The sequence below is a fragment of the Microbacterium sp. 71-36 genome, assembly GCF_001898305.1.
Lineage (GTDB): Bacteria > Actinomycetota > Actinomycetes > Actinomycetales > Microbacteriaceae > Microbacterium.
Genome location: NZ_MKTP01000001.1, coordinates 989,508 through 1,004,957, shown reverse-complemented (window position 1 = coordinate 1,004,957; position 15,450 = coordinate 989,508). Strand labels below are relative to the sequence as shown.

Here is a 15,450-nt window from a genome sequence, read left to right as displayed (position 1 = left end):
CGCAAACAGTAAGGTGTGAAAACAGCAGAGAGGGCGAGACATGGGCGTTGCCAAGCCAGTTGATCTTCCCAGCATGAGATTCCCGACCCGGAAGGCGGCGAAGGCGTGGGTCCGGGACAACATCAAGGATCACTACGGCCTTGAAGAGGTAGTCACCGATCCGCTCCATGTGGCGGTGCTCCTCGATCTCTTAGACCGAGACGACGACGCAGCGGAGAAGATCGGTGATGGTGTCGAGGAGTTCTTCATCAGGCTGACGTCCCTTGGCGACGGGCACATTCGGTATGTCGCCCGTGATGCGCGAGGCATCTGGATTCGTCGCGTCGACGGATCCGTGGACGACTGGAGCTACACGAGCGCGATTGATCAGGAAGGCATTCAGTCGGACGTCAAAGATGCTCTGCGCGCCGTGATCAATGAGGATCGCCTTGCGTTCCGGGACGAGGCGTTCGCGGCAGGGCCGGTTCAGTGCGCTAAGACTGGCGTGGTGATCAACTCCCTCCACGACGCCGAAGTGCGGTACGCGGATCCCTCCTGGGCGCAACTCGCCGCGGGGTTTGCGTCCACCCAGGGGGGTTGGGATCAGATCGCGCTGACTGCGGGAGGTGGGAACACCCAGATCTCTGGGAGCCTCGCCGATCCAATTCAGTTGAAGGCTTGGAAGGACTACTGGAGCCAGAACGCGCGGCCAATAATCGTGATCAAGCCCAATCGGTAGCTTCAGTCGCTTCGGAGGTGCTCAGCGTCCCAGTCCGCTGCCTTGAACTTCTCAAAGTGCAGCTTGAGTTCCTCGACTACCGGATCACGATCTGATATTCCTGCGATCTCGTACGCGAAAAAGTTGTCGCTTGTCTGAGTGAGCGTGCCCACGACTTCGCGCAGGATCGGCAAGCCTCTGCCTGTGTAATGCGTCGTGGTACCGATAATCTCGGCCGCCCAGCGCGCGCGCCGATACATGGCCAGGCCGACCGCAACAGCGGGTGCATGAAATGAACGAGACGTTCTCTCCCAGAATGGGTAAGCGACGCTTTCAAGGCGATTAGCGGCCGTCACGTTGCCGAGGGCCTCGCTCATCGCGTTTCGGATGCTGATGCTGTCGGCGACGTCGTTGGAGACGACGCCACGGGCGCAGAGCTCCACCCAGGCGTCCCAGGTCAGAACCTCGACGTCATCTCGGGACAGCGAGTCGAGGAGTTCGTAACGGCCATGACCGGTTGCATATCGCTCGAGCCACGCGACAAGGCCTGCCCCGAACTCGTCATCAGGTCGGGACAGATACTCAGGGTGATACGACCTGAGCCCGCTCATGTCCAACTGTTCGATTGCATCTAGCAAGCCGCTCAGCTTGTGTGAGAACTGCCTCGTCTTTGGAAATTCCCCTGTGAGTAAGAACCCGTGGCAGGCGAGGGCAAGCTTGCAGAGGCGCTCTAGTCCGCTCGTGTACATGTGAAGGCCAACATTAAGCGGATATGTCTCGTCGTAACCAACCTGACCGCCTGGGCGGTCTTCGCTCATCGGTAGAGCGCATACGCGTCCAATACCGGATCGCACTAATTCTGTTGCGAATTGGGACTCAGTGACGAGATGGAACCACCATCGATCGTTCATGACGGCACGAAGACCTCCACAACTGGCGGCGGCGCTTTGCGAAGGATGTTCTCCAACTCCGCCTTGACCTCTGCGATAAGCTCGGGCTCTGAAAGAAGCGGGCTGAGGTCAACTGATTCAAGTTCGTCGTTAGCTGTGAAGCTGAAGAACTGGGCGTGTTTGCCTAACAGCTCCAGGGCTGCCCCTCGCGTGAACCCGACTTCCTGCAAGTTGATGATCCGTGCGTCGCTTGAACCGTACTCCACGAGTTTCGCAACGTTCATGCCAGCATTGGCCGCGCCGAGGGCCTGAACCGTGAGATCAAAGTAGTTCTCCAGGTAGCTGATGATCTTGAACCGAAGGCCGGTCTCTAGATCGCGCATCGTTTCCTCAATAATCCGGTTGACTTGCTTGGAGTCGCCGACCTTGAACGGTTCGGTGATGAGGTAGGGCGAGACGGAGTAGTCCCGGTAGGTCACGACCCCTTGCTTTGCGTGATAGCGAATCGCACGGCTGATGACCAGGACGAGAGGATCGCCTCGGACCCAGTACGACATCAGGGTCGCCCAGTAACGAATGCGTGCAGTGTAGCCGGGCTCTTCTTTGGGCACGAGCGGATCTCTACCTCCGGACTCTTCGTTGATCCAGTTGTAGAGGCGGCCAAGATGCCTCAGGACAGCCTCGAAGAGTTCGAAACTTAGATCTTCCGTATCTGACGGGATGAGCGCACCCGCCTTGCCGGCGGTAAGCTCCTCCCAGACAGCACTCTGGTAGCGCGGTTGAATTCCAGGCGATCTCCGAAGCACTTCCTCGGATCCCGTGAAGCCAGTGACCGCCTTGTCGATGAGCTTCGCGCCGTCCTTCACTTTCTCTAGAAATAGCGTTCGCAGAGGTGTCTGCTGCTTACCGAGGACATGAAGAAGGAGGATCGAGGCATACTGCTCTACAGTACGCTGTGCGTCATTCGATGGATTCCCAGGAATCTCCTCGCCACGCAAGAAGTGTCCGATATCTGTAAAGTCTTTACGTGTCTTCCCGGGATTCACAAGGAAGCTCTCGGCCACTATGGGCTCGCCGCGGGGAATGAGTTCCTGGCGCTGCTCGGTCCAACTGCTCTGCTCGTGCCGGACGCAGATCACATTTCCGGAGAAGTCGTAGGTGAGGCGCCCAGCGCGTCCAGCGAGATTCTCGAAGTCAATCTTCCCAAAACCTGCGGGGCCATGCGTATCGTTCAGCACGAAGATGTTCTTAGCCGGGAGATTCACGCCTTCAAGCAGCGTAGACGTGCATACCACGTAACGAAGCGGAGAGTCGGGGTCGGAGAAGCACTCTTCGACCTTCTCTCGCACCTCCTGTGGCATCTTGCCGTGGTGGTAGGCAACACCGCGCTCGAGTGTATTTGCGAGGAAGTAGTCCTTATGAATGTGTTCCTTGACGAACTTGATGAGCGCCTCGATGCGAGGATCAAATACTTTGGGAAGGGTTTTGGCGAGATCCATCGCGAAGTTCGCAGACTTTGCGGAACTGTTAATGTAGACGATGGATTTGCGAGCGCCGCTGAGAGACGTGACAAGTTCAATCGCGGTCTTTGCAGTGGGTTTTGCGGCAAGTTTTCCGTTCACCCCAGCCGATCCCGACAGGTAGAACTGTTTCCGCTCCACCAAGTCGACAAAGTAACGCTGCTGTGCGACCGTTCGTTCTCGGACCGTAAGCGCACCGTTCGAGGCCTTGCCGAACAGTTCAAGAAATAATTGCGGATTCTCGATGCTTGGAGAAGCGAAGACGAGCTTCGTCGCGAACCGCCGGATTGTCTCCACGATGGCGTGATAGTAAATCGACGAACGGGCGTCCTTCTTTGCGATGACCTTCTGAGCCTCGTCGACGATCAGATAGTCGATATCGCGAACCGGGTCGGATAGGTATCGGAGCAAGCGCTCAGGTGTAAGCACCAAGATGGTGCGTGGGTACGTCTTCCGCAGGAAGAGCGGCAGGGAAGGGAACGTCGCGACGTTGACCTCGGGCACATCACGAAGGAGCTCCCGCAGATCTGCGGCCGTTTGTCCGATGAGGGCCTTGGTTGGTACGAGTACAACGACGCAGTGCTGATCGAGGTCCGATCGACGGACGATGTCGTAGATTGCGTCCTTGAGGATGAAGGATTTACCGAGTGAGGTCGGTCCGGAGAAGCTGAAGAAGTCTTCGCCGCGCATACGCTCGGCAATCTCGAACTGTGTGTCCGTCAGCGTTGCGGTGCCGTGCTTAGTGGCCTGGGTAACTTCTTTGGCGGCGCGAAGCACCCCGCGTGAAACCGGCAAGGCGTAGGTAACGTCCGTCATATTTGACAGGGTCCTTAGCCCGGGAAAGTTGCCGAGTTCAATGAGCACAGCCGTGGCGACTGCGGTGACGCGGCCACTGCTTCGCGGTGATAGGCCGATGAGTTCGTCGTACTCACGCAGTAACGCGACGATGTTGTACGAGGCCTCCCGATGCTCTGGAAGCGTTGAGTGGGACATGATGTCTGCGTAGCGAAGGAGGCGGTGGACGAGCGCTTCATTGATCTCCGCGGATGTCTCCCCCCTAAGGAAGGCTTCGGAGGCGGCCTTCTCTATTGCGGAGAGGTCGTCGGTAAAGTCTTCACGAGCGACGATCATGTCGCTGAGAACGTCGGCTGCGATGCGGCCGGCCACCTACTTCGACACTCCGTGATTCCCCAGTTGAGCGGCAAGCTCCATGCGGATCTGGGCTATGCCGTGAGCCTTGTCGCCGGTTCCTCGCTTCGCAAACGGGATGGCGTAGAGATGGATTGGGTAGACGCCAAGACCTCGATCCGTGATCTCCTGCTTGATCAAGTCGTGCTGGGTCGTGATGGCCTCAGTGGCGCGCTTCTGGAGTTCGACCTCGATTTCATCTAGCTCCATATCTTCACTCTTCATATCTGAGACGTCAATCTCGTAACCCACAAAGATCCCGAACGCGTTGTGCTTCTTGAGTGCGTCGTCCCCGCCTCCGGCGGAAGGCAGCAATATGGCCGCGAGAGCGGCAAGCTTTGCCTCGTCTAGCTCCTCTTTCAGGAGCTCAGATTGAACGAGCCATGTGTCAAAGTCGAACCCATCTTCGTGGACTTTACCCACAGACTCAAACGCGGCCTTGAGGCCACGTTTCGCGCTCGTGCCCACTCCGCCTGAGTCGCCATACATTTTGGATTCGCCAAAGATGAGTTGGTACGAGTTGTCGGCAGTGCGCAGAAGGTGAACGCCATCAGAGCCGTGGACGTAGTGATCGCTATTCGTCTTTAGTTCCATTTTGGAGAGTATTTTAGGTGCGCCGAGGTGTCCTTCGAGAAGTGAGTAGAGGATGACTTCGCCGCCTTCGCCAGCCTTCTCGTCGGGGGCGCGAAATTGCGCCTGTACTTTTGCGGCAACTTCCATCAACCGGGCGGGATTCTCGAGTGCCTTCTTGTAATTCAATCGCGACAAGACGTAGGCTACGCTGTTATTCTTCAGTTCTCGGTACAAGCCGGCAAGGTCAAAGTTCCCATTGTGTACGCGCAGCACATGGAGGTGAAGATTGGTTTTCGTCTGGAGGGCAACGCTCACGGGAGTGTAGAAGAGCGAATTGAACTGATCCCTGTTGGCGGCAAGGAGAGAAAGTGGTAAAACCGGCTCGGGTGTGCCCATCACTCGGGACTCCGGCGTTGGCCATGGCAGCTCATGAGACCCAGGATGGCCCGAAGATCAGCGTGGTCTGTAGCGACTTGGCGGCGTGTCTTCATTTGCGCCTCATTATGAACTAAATGAGCGGGGCGTCAAGCACTAGCGCTCTCCGGACTGTGCCAATCCAGGCGCGCGACAGTTCGCTCACGGGCGCCGCGGGGAAGGTTGACTGGTGTGGCGTCAATGACACCTCGCTCCGTCTCAGCGATGAACCGATCGGGCCTGACCCATGCTCGCGCAGACGTTGGACGGCCTGGACGAGGAAAGCAGCGTCGCCAGCGGAGGGTTCAAGGACCGTGTCATGAGAGTCGCGGATGGCCCAATCGCTCACGTAGCGAGTGATCGCGTCCGGGGTGAAGAACGCGCTGCGAGCCTTCTGCGCACCTGCCGTGTCGGCGGTGGTCGCTACGGGGTCGGGCATGAACCTATCCTGCCGCAAACCTCCGACATGCGATCGGAGGTGAACTACCGTGGCGTGCCGGGCCGTATCGGATGGCGATCATCGGAGTCATGAGCACGTCGAGCTAACGCCACGTTTTGCTCGGCGATCGGGTCAGCCGGGTTTCGGCATCGCTACGCTCAGCTCCATGAGCGAGCCCGCTTCGGATCTGGCACTCGTGCACGTTGCACCAGTGCGCAAACGCGTGTGGACTTACGTCTTCGATAGGAATCCCGAGTTCGTCGAACCATGGTGGCGTCCGGAACAGGACCCCTCAAACTCCTGCAGATGGGTGTCCATCCGCCAGGGAGTCAACGAAGTTGCGAGATGCAAGTATGTGCTGAAAGACGACCCTGACTACGACGAAGTGGTAGATATCCTCGCGATAGAGGTTGCCGTGCCGCTGCGCCGACAGGGCATCGGCCGCCGCACGCTCGACCTCATCCGTGAGGCGAACCCAGGGCGTCGCCTCATCGCGCTCAATGATGATGCCGTCTCTCGTGGCTTCTGGGAGCGGGTCGGATGGATACGCGAGGAACCCCCCGAGTTCTTTCGTTTTCCGGGCGTCGAGCGCGTGACTTATGTCGAGCCCCTCTGATTTCCGCTGCCTGCACTATGTGAAAAGGCGGTAGCCGCTGATTGTGACTACCGCCCTCTTGAAGGCTAGTTGCTCTCGCCCACGACACCGTCGACGCGCTCGATATGTACCTCCAGAGCTGGCGACATCTCCTGTAGGAGCGCCGCCCAGATGACCGTCTCGACGTAGTCGTCACGGTCAATCGGCTCCTCGTTCCATCGGCTACCGCCATGCTCGCGGGTCCGGACTCGGTACACGCTCGGCTCGAGCAGTCGCTGCCGGAGCTCACTCGGCAGCTCCGTGCTCTCGCCCTCATCGTCCGTGAGGCCAACCACCGCGACGTCTCCGACGAGACGGGCATCGCGGGCCTGCGGAACGTGGAACCGCCACAGGAACGTCGCGCGGCGGTTGAACGGCAAGTCGCGGATGAGTCCTTCCTCGTTGACGTACATCGTGACGCCGAGGTCGGGGATGTCGACCGCTTCGAACCAGCCGCCGACGGCCCGCGGATAATCCTCGAGCGAATCCAACGTCCGGGTCGTGAGGGGTGCGGTGTTGTCCGCCGGGATGATGATGCCCTGCACCATGGTGGTGTCCCTCCTTTGTGCGTGCGACCGGGAACCGGGATGGTTCTCGTGGAATCGCAGAGCACAAACGAGGTCGGGCAATCGGCGCGGGGGAGTGGGTGCGGGGCGGCCGGCGAGCGAGCGTCCGGTCGGGACGTCGCTCGAGCCGACCGCCCGTTGAGGTGGAGCCGTCAGGTCGCCTGGGGCTTCGGCGGCGTGCGCGGTGTCTTCGGTGCCGGGGAGGCGTCGAAGATGGCGGCGATGGCGTCGCGTTTGCCTGCTGCCTCGCGTTCGATCTCGTCGCGGACGTCTTTCGCGCGGCGTTGGATGGCTGGGTCGGCTTTGATTTTGTCGATCCAGGCTTCGATGGCGAGGCGGACTTCGTCGGTGACGGTCCGGTCGTTGAGCTGGGCGATGATGTCCAGCTGGGTGCGGGTGGGCTCGTTGAGTCTGACCGCGAGGGGTTTGATCGGGCCGTAGCCGAGTCCATTGGCGGACGCAGCCGAGGCGGGAGGGGTGTTGACGTTGGACTCGCTCATGTGGGCGGGTCACCTCCTTGACGGGTGCGGCCGAGAACTCGGATGGTTCTCTTGGAGACCGCAGACCGGCAACGAGAGCTGGGGCGGGTGCCAGGACTGAACTGCAGCACCCGCTGGCACTAGTGAACGACGAAACGAGCCGCGTGCCAACCGTCCGATCGGACGATCCCAGATACAAACCTCCTGGCCGCTCTTTCGCTCGGCGACACCGGCGACGACTGGTCAGTGCGGAGCCTCAACTCCAGCTGAACGCGACGGCGGATCGGTCGGGATCAGGGGTTCCTCTCGTCATGAGCGGTCGTGTTGAACTTCGCGAGTTCCGCCTGGCGGCGGGTCTCACGTTCTTGCCGCGCAGCGAAACGACGCTGCCGGTCGGATCTCTTACGCGCGCGGCTGTCGATCAACCGCTCAGTCGCTTCGAGATACTCGTGTAGCGAGTTAGCTGCCTTGGTAAGTTCCGCGTCGGCACTCTTCTGATTGCTGGACGCATCAGCAAGCTTCTTCAAGCTACTTGCGACCTTCTCGATAGGAGCCTCCTGGACCATCGTCTCGGCCCATTGGTCGAGATCCAACAGAGACTGACTGGTCCATGTGCGGGCATCGCCGCTGCCTTCACAGACTGCGGTCACCATCAAGCGCCGCTGCATGGTCTCCTCGTAGTCATCCCTGAAGATTCCGAACCAGAAGAACATCGAGCGACCCGGAGCCAAGAACGGGATTCCGTCTCGGACTAGAGTCCGATCGATCGCGGCTTGCGCAACCTCGTCGTCCGCGACAGGTAGAGGCGACCACTCGAACCGAATGTTCCGCGCAGCGGTGAGACCCACGTTCTTCACTTCCAGGAGGATGGCGGCGCCGCCCTCGAACGAGAAGTCGACGATGACGTAGGGTCTGGCCTGTTCGAGTTGCGACCCGACGGAGGACCGGTATTGGCGAAGTGCGAGCCATGCCGCGACCACGGCAACGACCAGTGTTGCGAATGCCCAGAGCGCCTGCCACTCGTCTGCCGTAGGCCAGCCATCGACGCGCCACCACTCGTTCATGGTCGGGACTGTAACCGGAAGGTACGACACCCCCCTGATCAGCCCGCTCGACCCCACACGCTGACCCAGTCTCCCCGAAAGGCCACTTCCGGACGCGACACCCGTACTGGCGTCGCCCGATCCATCGAGATCACGCGGTGGCGGCACGCTGAAAGACTGCCGTTAGATCCGCCACACTTCGAAGGATGGTGGTGCCGTAGCGAGCCTCGATCTTTGCCTGGGTGAACCGGTGTGCCCACTGCTTCTCGGTGACGACGACATCGCAGTATGCCGCGGCTATGGGGAGCCCCAGGATGTCGTTGAGGTCGTGCGGCTCCCACGCTTGCTCTGTCTGACGGAGCCTTGCCCCTCGCATCACGTTCGTGACATGCCGAGTCGGCAGATCGTCCATGAACTCGACCACTCCGGCTGGACCGAGGTCCTCCACGAAGCGGTCCCATGTGAGACCGATACCTTCGACCGCCTGGGTGACCGCGGGCCGGATGTCTCCGAGGTCCGCTGCGCGTACGGCGAGCTCGAGCATGTCGCCTGACAGCCCGCTTGCACGAATTTCCGAGGCGATCTTGTTCTCGTGATCGACATATTGCTGATCGAGATGACGGGTGTCCGTAACCACTCCCGCCAAACGTGCCATCGCCGGACCGACCCGCAGTAGCTCCGCTTCAATAAGCTTCGAGTAGATCTCCTGGGTCTTGGGGTAGTCCGAAGCGTCAATATCGTTCCCGGAGCTACGGAGCAGACTGATGTCGAGTTCGGGCAACACGACCTGACCGTTCGTCAGGTGCTGGATCCCGATTCCGAAAACCTCGGGGCTGCGCGGCTCCTCGGGGCGACCGTAGCGAGCGTTGAGCGCGTGGTCCAGTTCGGCGGGCAGCACGTATCGTCCGGGCGCCATTGTGTGTCGATTCGAGAGTTCGCTCATCACGTTGGCAACGTCGTTCCGGGACCGGTCATCAGAGCGTTTGCTGGTCTCGGCGTAGCGGAACATGTCGAGCGGAAATGATGCCGTGCCCGCCGCGACGGCAGCGCGGGCAGCTTCCAAGACCTCAACATAGCGCGCACCGGCTGGGTGGCCCGTAGCCGCCCTCGCGAGGTCGATCCACTTGTTCTGGTCGAGATAGACGCGCAGCATGAGCTCATCATTTCGCGAGTCGGCTCATTCGAGGCGCGAAGCGATCTGGAGTTCTGCTCCGAGTCAGTCGAACCGCCAAAATGTCGGTGGCCTGTCCTACCATCGGCACTCCAGAAATTCCTGAAGGAGGCCACGATGGCTGATTATGACGTGCAGTACGACAAGGACAAGGGCGACTGGAGCGCCAAACGAGAGGGTGCCTCGCAAGCGGCCGGCCGCTACGGCACGCAGGCTGAAGCGCACGACGCTGCGGTGGGGTTCGCAATCCGTAGCGGCGGCGGTGAGGTCCGCGACCACCGTAAGGACAACAACCAAATCCGCAACACGGACACCGTCGGCAAGAAGGATCCGTACCCGCCGAAGGGTTGAGCCCCTGAGTCGAGCCCATCTCGAGCATTACGAGATGGGCTCGACTCGTTCGGTCATGGCCATCTCGCCGCCAGGAGAGCCGCGGGGAGGCGTCTCGCAATTCCGGGCTTAATACGTGCTGCTCCCTCAGCTGGGATCGCGGTGCTGTACCTCGGTGGGCCATGCCCCCGCGCCGCTCCCACCTTTGAGGTACACGCGCCCGTTCGCGCCGATGCTGGACACGACGGCCAGCTCGTGACGTGCTTCTGCTATCCCGATCAATCGGTAGCTCCGGCTCACTTGAACGACGTCACCGCTCTTCAGCTTCAACTCCTCGTGCGCAGTGATAGTGCCAAGCGCGAGGTAGTGGTCGATCCAGGCAGAGATCTCGGCGCGGCTCTCGCTATTCACCTCGAAAGTAGGACAGAGCTTCCGGAGGAACTGCATCTGTCGCTCTGTCGGTGCCCCCGCGGCATGCTCGGTCCCCCTGATTTTCGGCTCGAGGAATGCCTCCAGCCGCGCCGTTGCCACGTTGAAGGGCAGGTCGGCATCGAGCGTGCATCCAACCAGCGTCGCGAGCGCCAGCTGATGCGCAGCGGCATGCCTAAGGCTGAGTCTGAGTAGGCGCACGGGTTCGCGCCAATCTGGGTGGGCCATGGCCAATATCATCGACCACGCCTCCGACATCGCCACGAGTCGATTGCGCTCGGCCCCGTCCGTATATCTGCGGGCGCACCGCCGGAATATCCGGTCACGAGAAGCCAGAAGGGGTGGCGGTAGGGCGATGTTCGCATTCCAGCCTGGGGTCGATTCAGATAGTCCTGACAAAGAACGACGCCTCCCGGCAAGAAAGCGGGAGGCGCCGTACTCGCAGATGGGGGTCGGCGAGTATGCAGCTGAGGAGCAGGGGGTGTTAGGCGTTCGCGGCCTTGTACGCCTCGACGACGGGGCCAGCGATACGACCGCGGTCACTGACCGTGTGGCCATTGGCACGCGCCCATTCCCGGACGGAATTGAGGTCGAGGTCGCTCTTTGCCCGAGGTGCGCGTGCCGTGGACTGACGACTGGCGGAACCGATCGACCGGGCGGCGTTCACGAACGGCGCTAGCGCGGCGTGGAACTTGTCGGCGTTGGTGTCGGAGAGGTCGATCTCGTACGACCGTCCTTCGACGGAGAAGTTGAGCTGCTTTCCTTCGCCTTGTTCGAGGACGGTGCCGTCGAGGTCGTCGATGAGTTGGGCAATGTGACGGGTAGCCATATCGCCAGGCTACCTTCGATATCGCTGAACCCTCGGAACCTACCGAATAATTCGGCGTCTGTGATAGAGCGTCCGCATTCCGTTGATGAACGGAATGGAAAGGAATCGGCCCGCCGCCTGTTAGAGACGGCGGGCCGATCCGATCGTGCGAGTGGTTCTCCCCGCTGCCGGCTACGCGCGCGTCTTGGTTCGGCGGCGGGCGACCAGGAGGGCGGCGATGCCTCCGAGGAGCAGCGCACTCGAGCCGATCCCCGCCCAGGTGATACTGGCGCTGTCAAAGCCCTACGGATACTTCCTCTGTCGCGGTCGCCAGGATACGACGTGCGACCTTCCACACCTTCCCGTGAAGGAACTTGAGCGCGCCGTGGCCCGAGAAGTCCGCGCTCTAACGCTGGATGCTGGGTTTGCTTCTGAGATGCGGCGCCATGTGCAGGAAGCGCTCGACGTCCAGCAGCAGGGGGAGCGAGAAGCGCGCACGCGGTTGGCGGCGCAACTGAAGAAGCTCGACGTCCAGAAGTCGAACCTGCTCGACATCGCAGCCGATGGTGAACTTGCGGCGGATGCAGTGAAAGCTCGTTTGCGCGGCCTCGCCGTGCAGCGGCGGACTCTCCTCGAGAAGCTCGCGCGCTCCGATGAACAGATCAAGCGTCACGCCGATGTAGTCCTGGCATACCTCGATCTGCTCGAGCGCCCTTACAGCTTCTACGTCTCCGCACCCGAACCGATCAAACGGCGCGTTCTCGAGGCCTTCTCCTCGGTCCTCTGGATCGAGGATGAGTCCCACCAGGTGCGCGCTCAGGGCCAGGTGCACGAGCCGATCGCTCTGATCCAAGAAGCCGCCGCCGAATGGGCAGCCACACACGCAAAGAGCGCCAGCGATACCGCTGACGCTCTGGACTCCACCCCGAGCAACCTTTATCTCAAGGCAATTTGTTCGAGTAAGACAAGTCTGGTGGGCCCCGTGGGGCTCGAACCCACGACCCGCGGATTAAAAGTCCGATGCTCTACCGACTGAGCTAGAGGCCCGTGGCATCCACCCTACCGGGGGTCGCGGGGTGCCCGCGCCCGCGGCTGGAGCCCACGGCCAGCGTCGGCAGCGCACGAGGGCGTCACCGCCGGCCCCGCGCCACGACCCAGAACAGGTACGCCCCGCCCACCACGCCCGTGAGCAGCCCCACCGGGATCTGCAAGGGAGCCAGCGCGCGCTGCGCGATGACGTCGGCGACGAGCAGCACGGTCGCGCCGGTCACGGCGGAGGCCACGAGGGGGATGCCACTGGCCCCGGTCACCCGTCGCGCGAGCTGCGGTGCGGCGAGGGCGACGAACCCGATGGGCCCGGCGACGGCGGTCGCGGTGCCGGTGAGGAGCGCGGCGACCACGATGAGGAAGAGGCGCACGCGCCCGAGCCGCACGCCCAGCGCCCGCGCGGTGTCGTCGCCGAGCTCGATGGCGCGGAAGTCGCGGTGCACCGCGATGATGCCGACCGCGAGCACGCCGACCGAAACGGCGAGCGTGCGGACGTCCGCGCCCGACGTGGCGGCGAGGCTCCCGTACAGCCACTGGCTCGCGTTGCGGGCGATCTCCAGCGGCGCCCGGGTGAGCAGGTAGTCGTTCACGGCGGCCAAGAGGATCGCGACGGCGATGCCCGCGAGGATGGTGCGCTCCTTCGACACTCCCGCCTTCCGCGCGATGAGCATCACGACCGCGACCGTCACCAGTCCGCCGATCCACGCGCCGGGGGCGGGCGACGCGGTCGGAGCGATGAGCGTCAGGCCGATGAGCGCGCCCGTGGCCGACCCGGCGCTGAAGCCCACGATGTCGGGACTCGCGAGCGGGTTCCGTGCGAGTGTCTGGAACACCGCGCCCGCCAGTCCCAGCGCCGCGCCGATCAGCAGGGCGGCCGCGATCCGTGGCATCCGCATTCCCACGACGACCAGCGTCGTGCGGGCGTCACCGTCCCCCTGCAGAGCGGATGCCACCTCCGTCGGCGACGCCTGGAACGAGCCGGTCAGCACACCGACGACCGCCGCGACGAGAGCGACCGCGACCGTGATCGCCACCGCGACGCCGTGGCGCGTGCGGCGGCGGGACCGCACGCGGTGCGCGGTGGAGCTCATGACGCGGTCCTCCGCAGCACGAGCCACAGCAGCAGGGGTGCGCCGAGGAACGCGGCGACGATGCCCGCCTCGACCTCGGCGGGCACCGCGATGACGCGTCCGACGACGTCGCTCGCGAGCGTGAGCGTCGCGCCCGTGAGCGCGGCGAGGGGGAGTTGAGCCCGGAGGCCCGGCGGACCCGCACGGTGGACGACGTGCGCCACCAGCAGACCGATGAAGGCCAGGGGGCCCGCGGCGGAGGTCGCCACGGCGCACAGCAGCGTGATCGCGACACCGGATGCCACCAGCACCAGCGCGGGGGAGACCCCCAGTGCCCGCGCGAGGTCGCTCCCGAGGCGCAGCTGGTCGAGGCCGCGCGCCACGACCACCGCCAGCACCAGCCCGACGGCGGCGAAGGGGAGGAGTTGACCGGCGACGTCCGTGTCGCGGCGTTCGAACGACCCCACCGCCCAGAACCGGAACGACTCGAACGTGTCGTCGTCGGCGAGCGTGATGATGCGCACCACAGCGCCGAGGCACGCGCTCAGCGCGACCCCCGCCAGCACCAGTCCGACCGTGCCGCCGCGACCGGCGGGACGGGCCGCGAGGTACACCGCCGCGGCCGCTCCCGCCGCCCCGGCGAAGGCGAACCACACGTATCCGCTCGCGGTGCCGACGCCGAAGAACGCGATCGCGACGACGACGCCCACGGCGGCGCCCGCGTTCACCCCCAGAAGGCCCGGATCGGCGAGCGGATTCCGGGTCGCCGCCTGCATGAGCACCCCCGCGATGCCGAGAGCCGACCCCACGAGGAGTGCGGTGAGGGTGCGGGGGAGCCGGAGGTCGTGAACGATGACGCCCGTGGCATCCCGTCGATCCGAGAAGAGCGCGGTGACGACATCGGGGAACGCCAGTGGGCGCGAACCCACCGCGAGACTCATGACCACGACGACCGCGAGGAGCGCCACGATCGCGAGGGTCGCGACCACCGCGCGCACGTGTCGACGCCGCCGCCGGGCGGCGACGAGGGTGGCTGCCGGCGATGCCCCCGCATTCATCACCGTCATGTAGCTAAGGCTAACCTAAGTGCATGTCGCATCATCGCTCCACGTCCCCTCCTCTCCGATCCCGGCGACGCCTCGCCGTGGCCGCCGCGAGCGTCGGCGTGCTCCTCGCGCTCGCCGGGTGCGCCTCGACGGCACCCGCATCGACCCTTCCCGACGCCGAAGCCGGTTCCACCGGTGAGTGGGTCGTGGCGCGCGAGCTCGAGCCCGGGATGGGGTCGAGCGAAGCGGACGGCGTCTTCCCGCGCGAGGTGGCGCACTTCGCCGGCACCACCCGGATCCCCGCCGCCCCCGAGCGGATCGCCGTCGTCGCCACGGGACAGTTGGATGCCGTCCTCACCCTCGGTGCGGTGCCGGTCGCGGCCACGCGCGCGGAGAACAGTGGGCTCGTGCCGCAGTACCTGCGCGACGCGTTCCCCGCCGACGCGGCGCAGCTCGACGCCATGGCCGATATCGGGGAACGGACCGAACCCGATCTCGAGGCGATCGCGCAGGCGGCTCCCGATCTGATCCTCGTCAACTCGACGCGGGGTACCGAGATCTACGACGCCCTGTCCGCGATCGCGCCGACGGTGGTGACCAAGGGCAACGGCGTGAACTGGAAGAGCGACTTCCTCCTCGTCGCGGACGCTCTCGGGCGGAAATCCGCCGCGCAGGCGAACCTCGACGCGCTCCAGGCCGACAGTGCCGCGTTCGCGCAGTCGCTTCCGACCCCGGCGCCGACCGTGTCGTTCCTGCAGTCCACCGGTGACCGCACGCGCATCATGGGCGTGCCGTCGTTCGCGGGCGGCCTCGCCCAGGATCTCGGGCTCGCGCGGCCGGAGTCCCAGCGCTTCGACGAGACGTCGCAGGACGTGAGTGCCGAGCAGATCGACCTCGCCGACGCCGACCACGTCTTCTACGCCGGAACCGGACAGGGCGTGGCGTACATCGAGTCCGCCCCGCTGTGGGCGACGCTCGACGCCGTCGCCGCCGGCCGGACCACCACGGTCGACTTCGACCCGTGGTTCATGAATGCGGGACCCACCGCAGCGCGCCTCGTGCAGAACGAGATCGCGGTAGCTCTCGGCGGGTGAACGCAAAAGAGC

16 protein-coding genes and 1 tRNA gene are annotated in these 15,450 nt (G+C 63.4%); 4 read left to right on the top strand and 13 right to left on the bottom strand.

Features of this window, described 5'->3' with window-relative positions; translation table 11 throughout:
* Positions 1 to 40 precede the first annotated feature (40 nt).
* A complete protein-coding gene (locus BGO45_RS04955; RefSeq protein ID WP_292691422.1) occupies positions 41 to 718 on the top strand; it encodes a DUF3223 domain-containing protein in 678 nt (225 codons plus the stop codon).
* Between the two features lie 2 nt (positions 719 to 720).
* Here BGO45_RS04955 and BGO45_RS04950 read toward each other — a convergent pair whose 3' ends face one another.
* From BGO45_RS04950 to BGO45_RS04940, 3 genes are all read right to left on the bottom strand, one after another.
* Complete coding sequence (locus BGO45_RS04950) at positions 721 to 1,515, bottom strand: hypothetical protein (RefSeq protein ID WP_292691420.1); 795 nt, start codon at positions 1,513 to 1,515, stop codon at positions 721 to 723.
* 89 nt (positions 1,516 to 1,604) lie between these two features.
* A complete protein-coding gene (locus tag BGO45_RS04945; protein WP_292691418.1) occupies positions 1,605 to 4,274 on the bottom strand; it encodes a DEAD/DEAH box helicase in 2,670 nt (889 codons plus the stop codon).
* On the bottom strand, positions 4,275 to 5,183 hold the full coding sequence (locus BGO45_RS04940; RefSeq protein WP_292691416.1) for a DUF1837 domain-containing protein: 909 nt from the start codon (positions 5,181 to 5,183) through the stop codon (positions 4,275 to 4,277).
* Positions 5,184 to 5,887: 704 nt separating this feature from the next.
* Between BGO45_RS04940 and BGO45_RS04935 the strand changes: the two genes are divergently transcribed.
* Complete coding sequence (locus BGO45_RS04935) at positions 5,888 to 6,337, top strand: hypothetical protein (protein ID WP_292691415.1); 450 nt, start codon at positions 5,888 to 5,890, stop codon at positions 6,335 to 6,337.
* Between the two features lie 65 nt (positions 6,338 to 6,402).
* Here the strand turns inward: BGO45_RS04935 and BGO45_RS04930 are convergent, their stop codons facing one another.
* The 4 genes from BGO45_RS04930 to BGO45_RS04915 all read right to left on the bottom strand — a co-directional run bounded on the left by BGO45_RS04930 (position 6,403) and on the right by BGO45_RS04915 (position 9,596).
* Positions 6,403 to 6,903: a DUF3846 domain-containing protein gene (locus BGO45_RS04930; protein ID WP_292691413.1), complete on the bottom strand. Its 501-nt coding sequence runs from the start codon at positions 6,901 to 6,903 to the stop codon at positions 6,403 to 6,405.
* 170 nt (positions 6,904 to 7,073) lie between these two features.
* Positions 7,074 to 7,421, bottom strand: coding sequence for a hypothetical protein (locus tag BGO45_RS04925; RefSeq protein WP_292691411.1), 348 nt, complete (start codon positions 7,419 to 7,421; stop codon positions 7,074 to 7,076).
* Positions 7,422 to 7,693: 272 nt separating this feature from the next.
* Positions 7,694 to 8,464 (bottom strand): hypothetical protein, encoded by a 771-nt coding sequence (locus BGO45_RS04920; RefSeq protein WP_292691409.1) that lies wholly within the window; start codon positions 8,462 to 8,464, stop codon positions 7,694 to 7,696.
* 130 nt (positions 8,465 to 8,594) lie between these two features.
* On the bottom strand, positions 8,595 to 9,596 hold the full coding sequence (locus BGO45_RS04915; protein ID WP_292691408.1) for a hypothetical protein: 1,002 nt from the start codon (positions 9,594 to 9,596) through the stop codon (positions 8,595 to 8,597).
* A 135-nt stretch (positions 9,597 to 9,731) separates the two neighbouring features.
* On the opposite strand from BGO45_RS04915, the gene BGO45_RS04910 reads away from it, so the two are divergent.
* Positions 9,732 to 9,965: a DUF2188 domain-containing protein gene (locus BGO45_RS04910; RefSeq protein ID WP_292691407.1), complete on the top strand. Its 234-nt coding sequence runs from the start codon at positions 9,732 to 9,734 to the stop codon at positions 9,963 to 9,965.
* A gap of 126 nt (positions 9,966 to 10,091) precedes the next feature.
* Here the strand turns inward: BGO45_RS04910 and BGO45_RS04905 are convergent, their stop codons facing one another.
* From BGO45_RS04905 to BGO45_RS04880, 6 genes are all read right to left on the bottom strand, one after another.
* Positions 10,092 to 10,601, bottom strand: coding sequence for a hypothetical protein (locus BGO45_RS04905; RefSeq protein WP_292691406.1), 510 nt, complete (start codon positions 10,599 to 10,601; stop codon positions 10,092 to 10,094).
* Between the two features lie 256 nt (positions 10,602 to 10,857).
* Entirely contained in the window at positions 10,858 to 11,202 is a 345-nt protein-coding gene (locus BGO45_RS04900; protein ID WP_292691405.1) for an Lsr2 family protein, read from the bottom strand.
* Positions 11,203 to 11,587: 385 nt separating this feature from the next.
* The gene (locus BGO45_RS04895) at positions 11,588 to 12,013 is read right to left on the bottom strand and encodes a hypothetical protein (RefSeq protein WP_292691403.1); all 426 of its coding nucleotides are present in this window, start codon (positions 12,011 to 12,013) and stop codon (positions 11,588 to 11,590) included.
* Between the two features lie 139 nt (positions 12,014 to 12,152).
* Positions 12,153 to 12,228, bottom strand: a tRNA-Lys gene (locus BGO45_RS04890).
* 83 nt (positions 12,229 to 12,311) lie between these two features.
* Entirely contained in the window at positions 12,312 to 13,319 is a 1,008-nt protein-coding gene (locus BGO45_RS04885) for an iron chelate uptake ABC transporter family permease subunit (RefSeq protein WP_292691401.1), read from the bottom strand.
* Positions 13,316 to 14,365, bottom strand: coding sequence for an iron ABC transporter permease (locus BGO45_RS04880; protein ID WP_292691399.1), 1,050 nt, complete (start codon positions 14,363 to 14,365; stop codon positions 13,316 to 13,318). Before BGO45_RS04880 ends, BGO45_RS04885 begins: the two co-directional genes overlap by 4 nt.
* Before the next feature lie 23 nt (positions 14,366 to 14,388).
* Between BGO45_RS04880 and BGO45_RS04875 the strand changes: the two genes are divergently transcribed.
* Complete coding sequence (locus BGO45_RS04875) at positions 14,389 to 15,438, top strand: iron-siderophore ABC transporter substrate-binding protein (RefSeq protein ID WP_292691397.1); 1,050 nt, start codon at positions 14,389 to 14,391, stop codon at positions 15,436 to 15,438.
* Positions 15,439 to 15,450 lie beyond the last annotated feature (12 nt).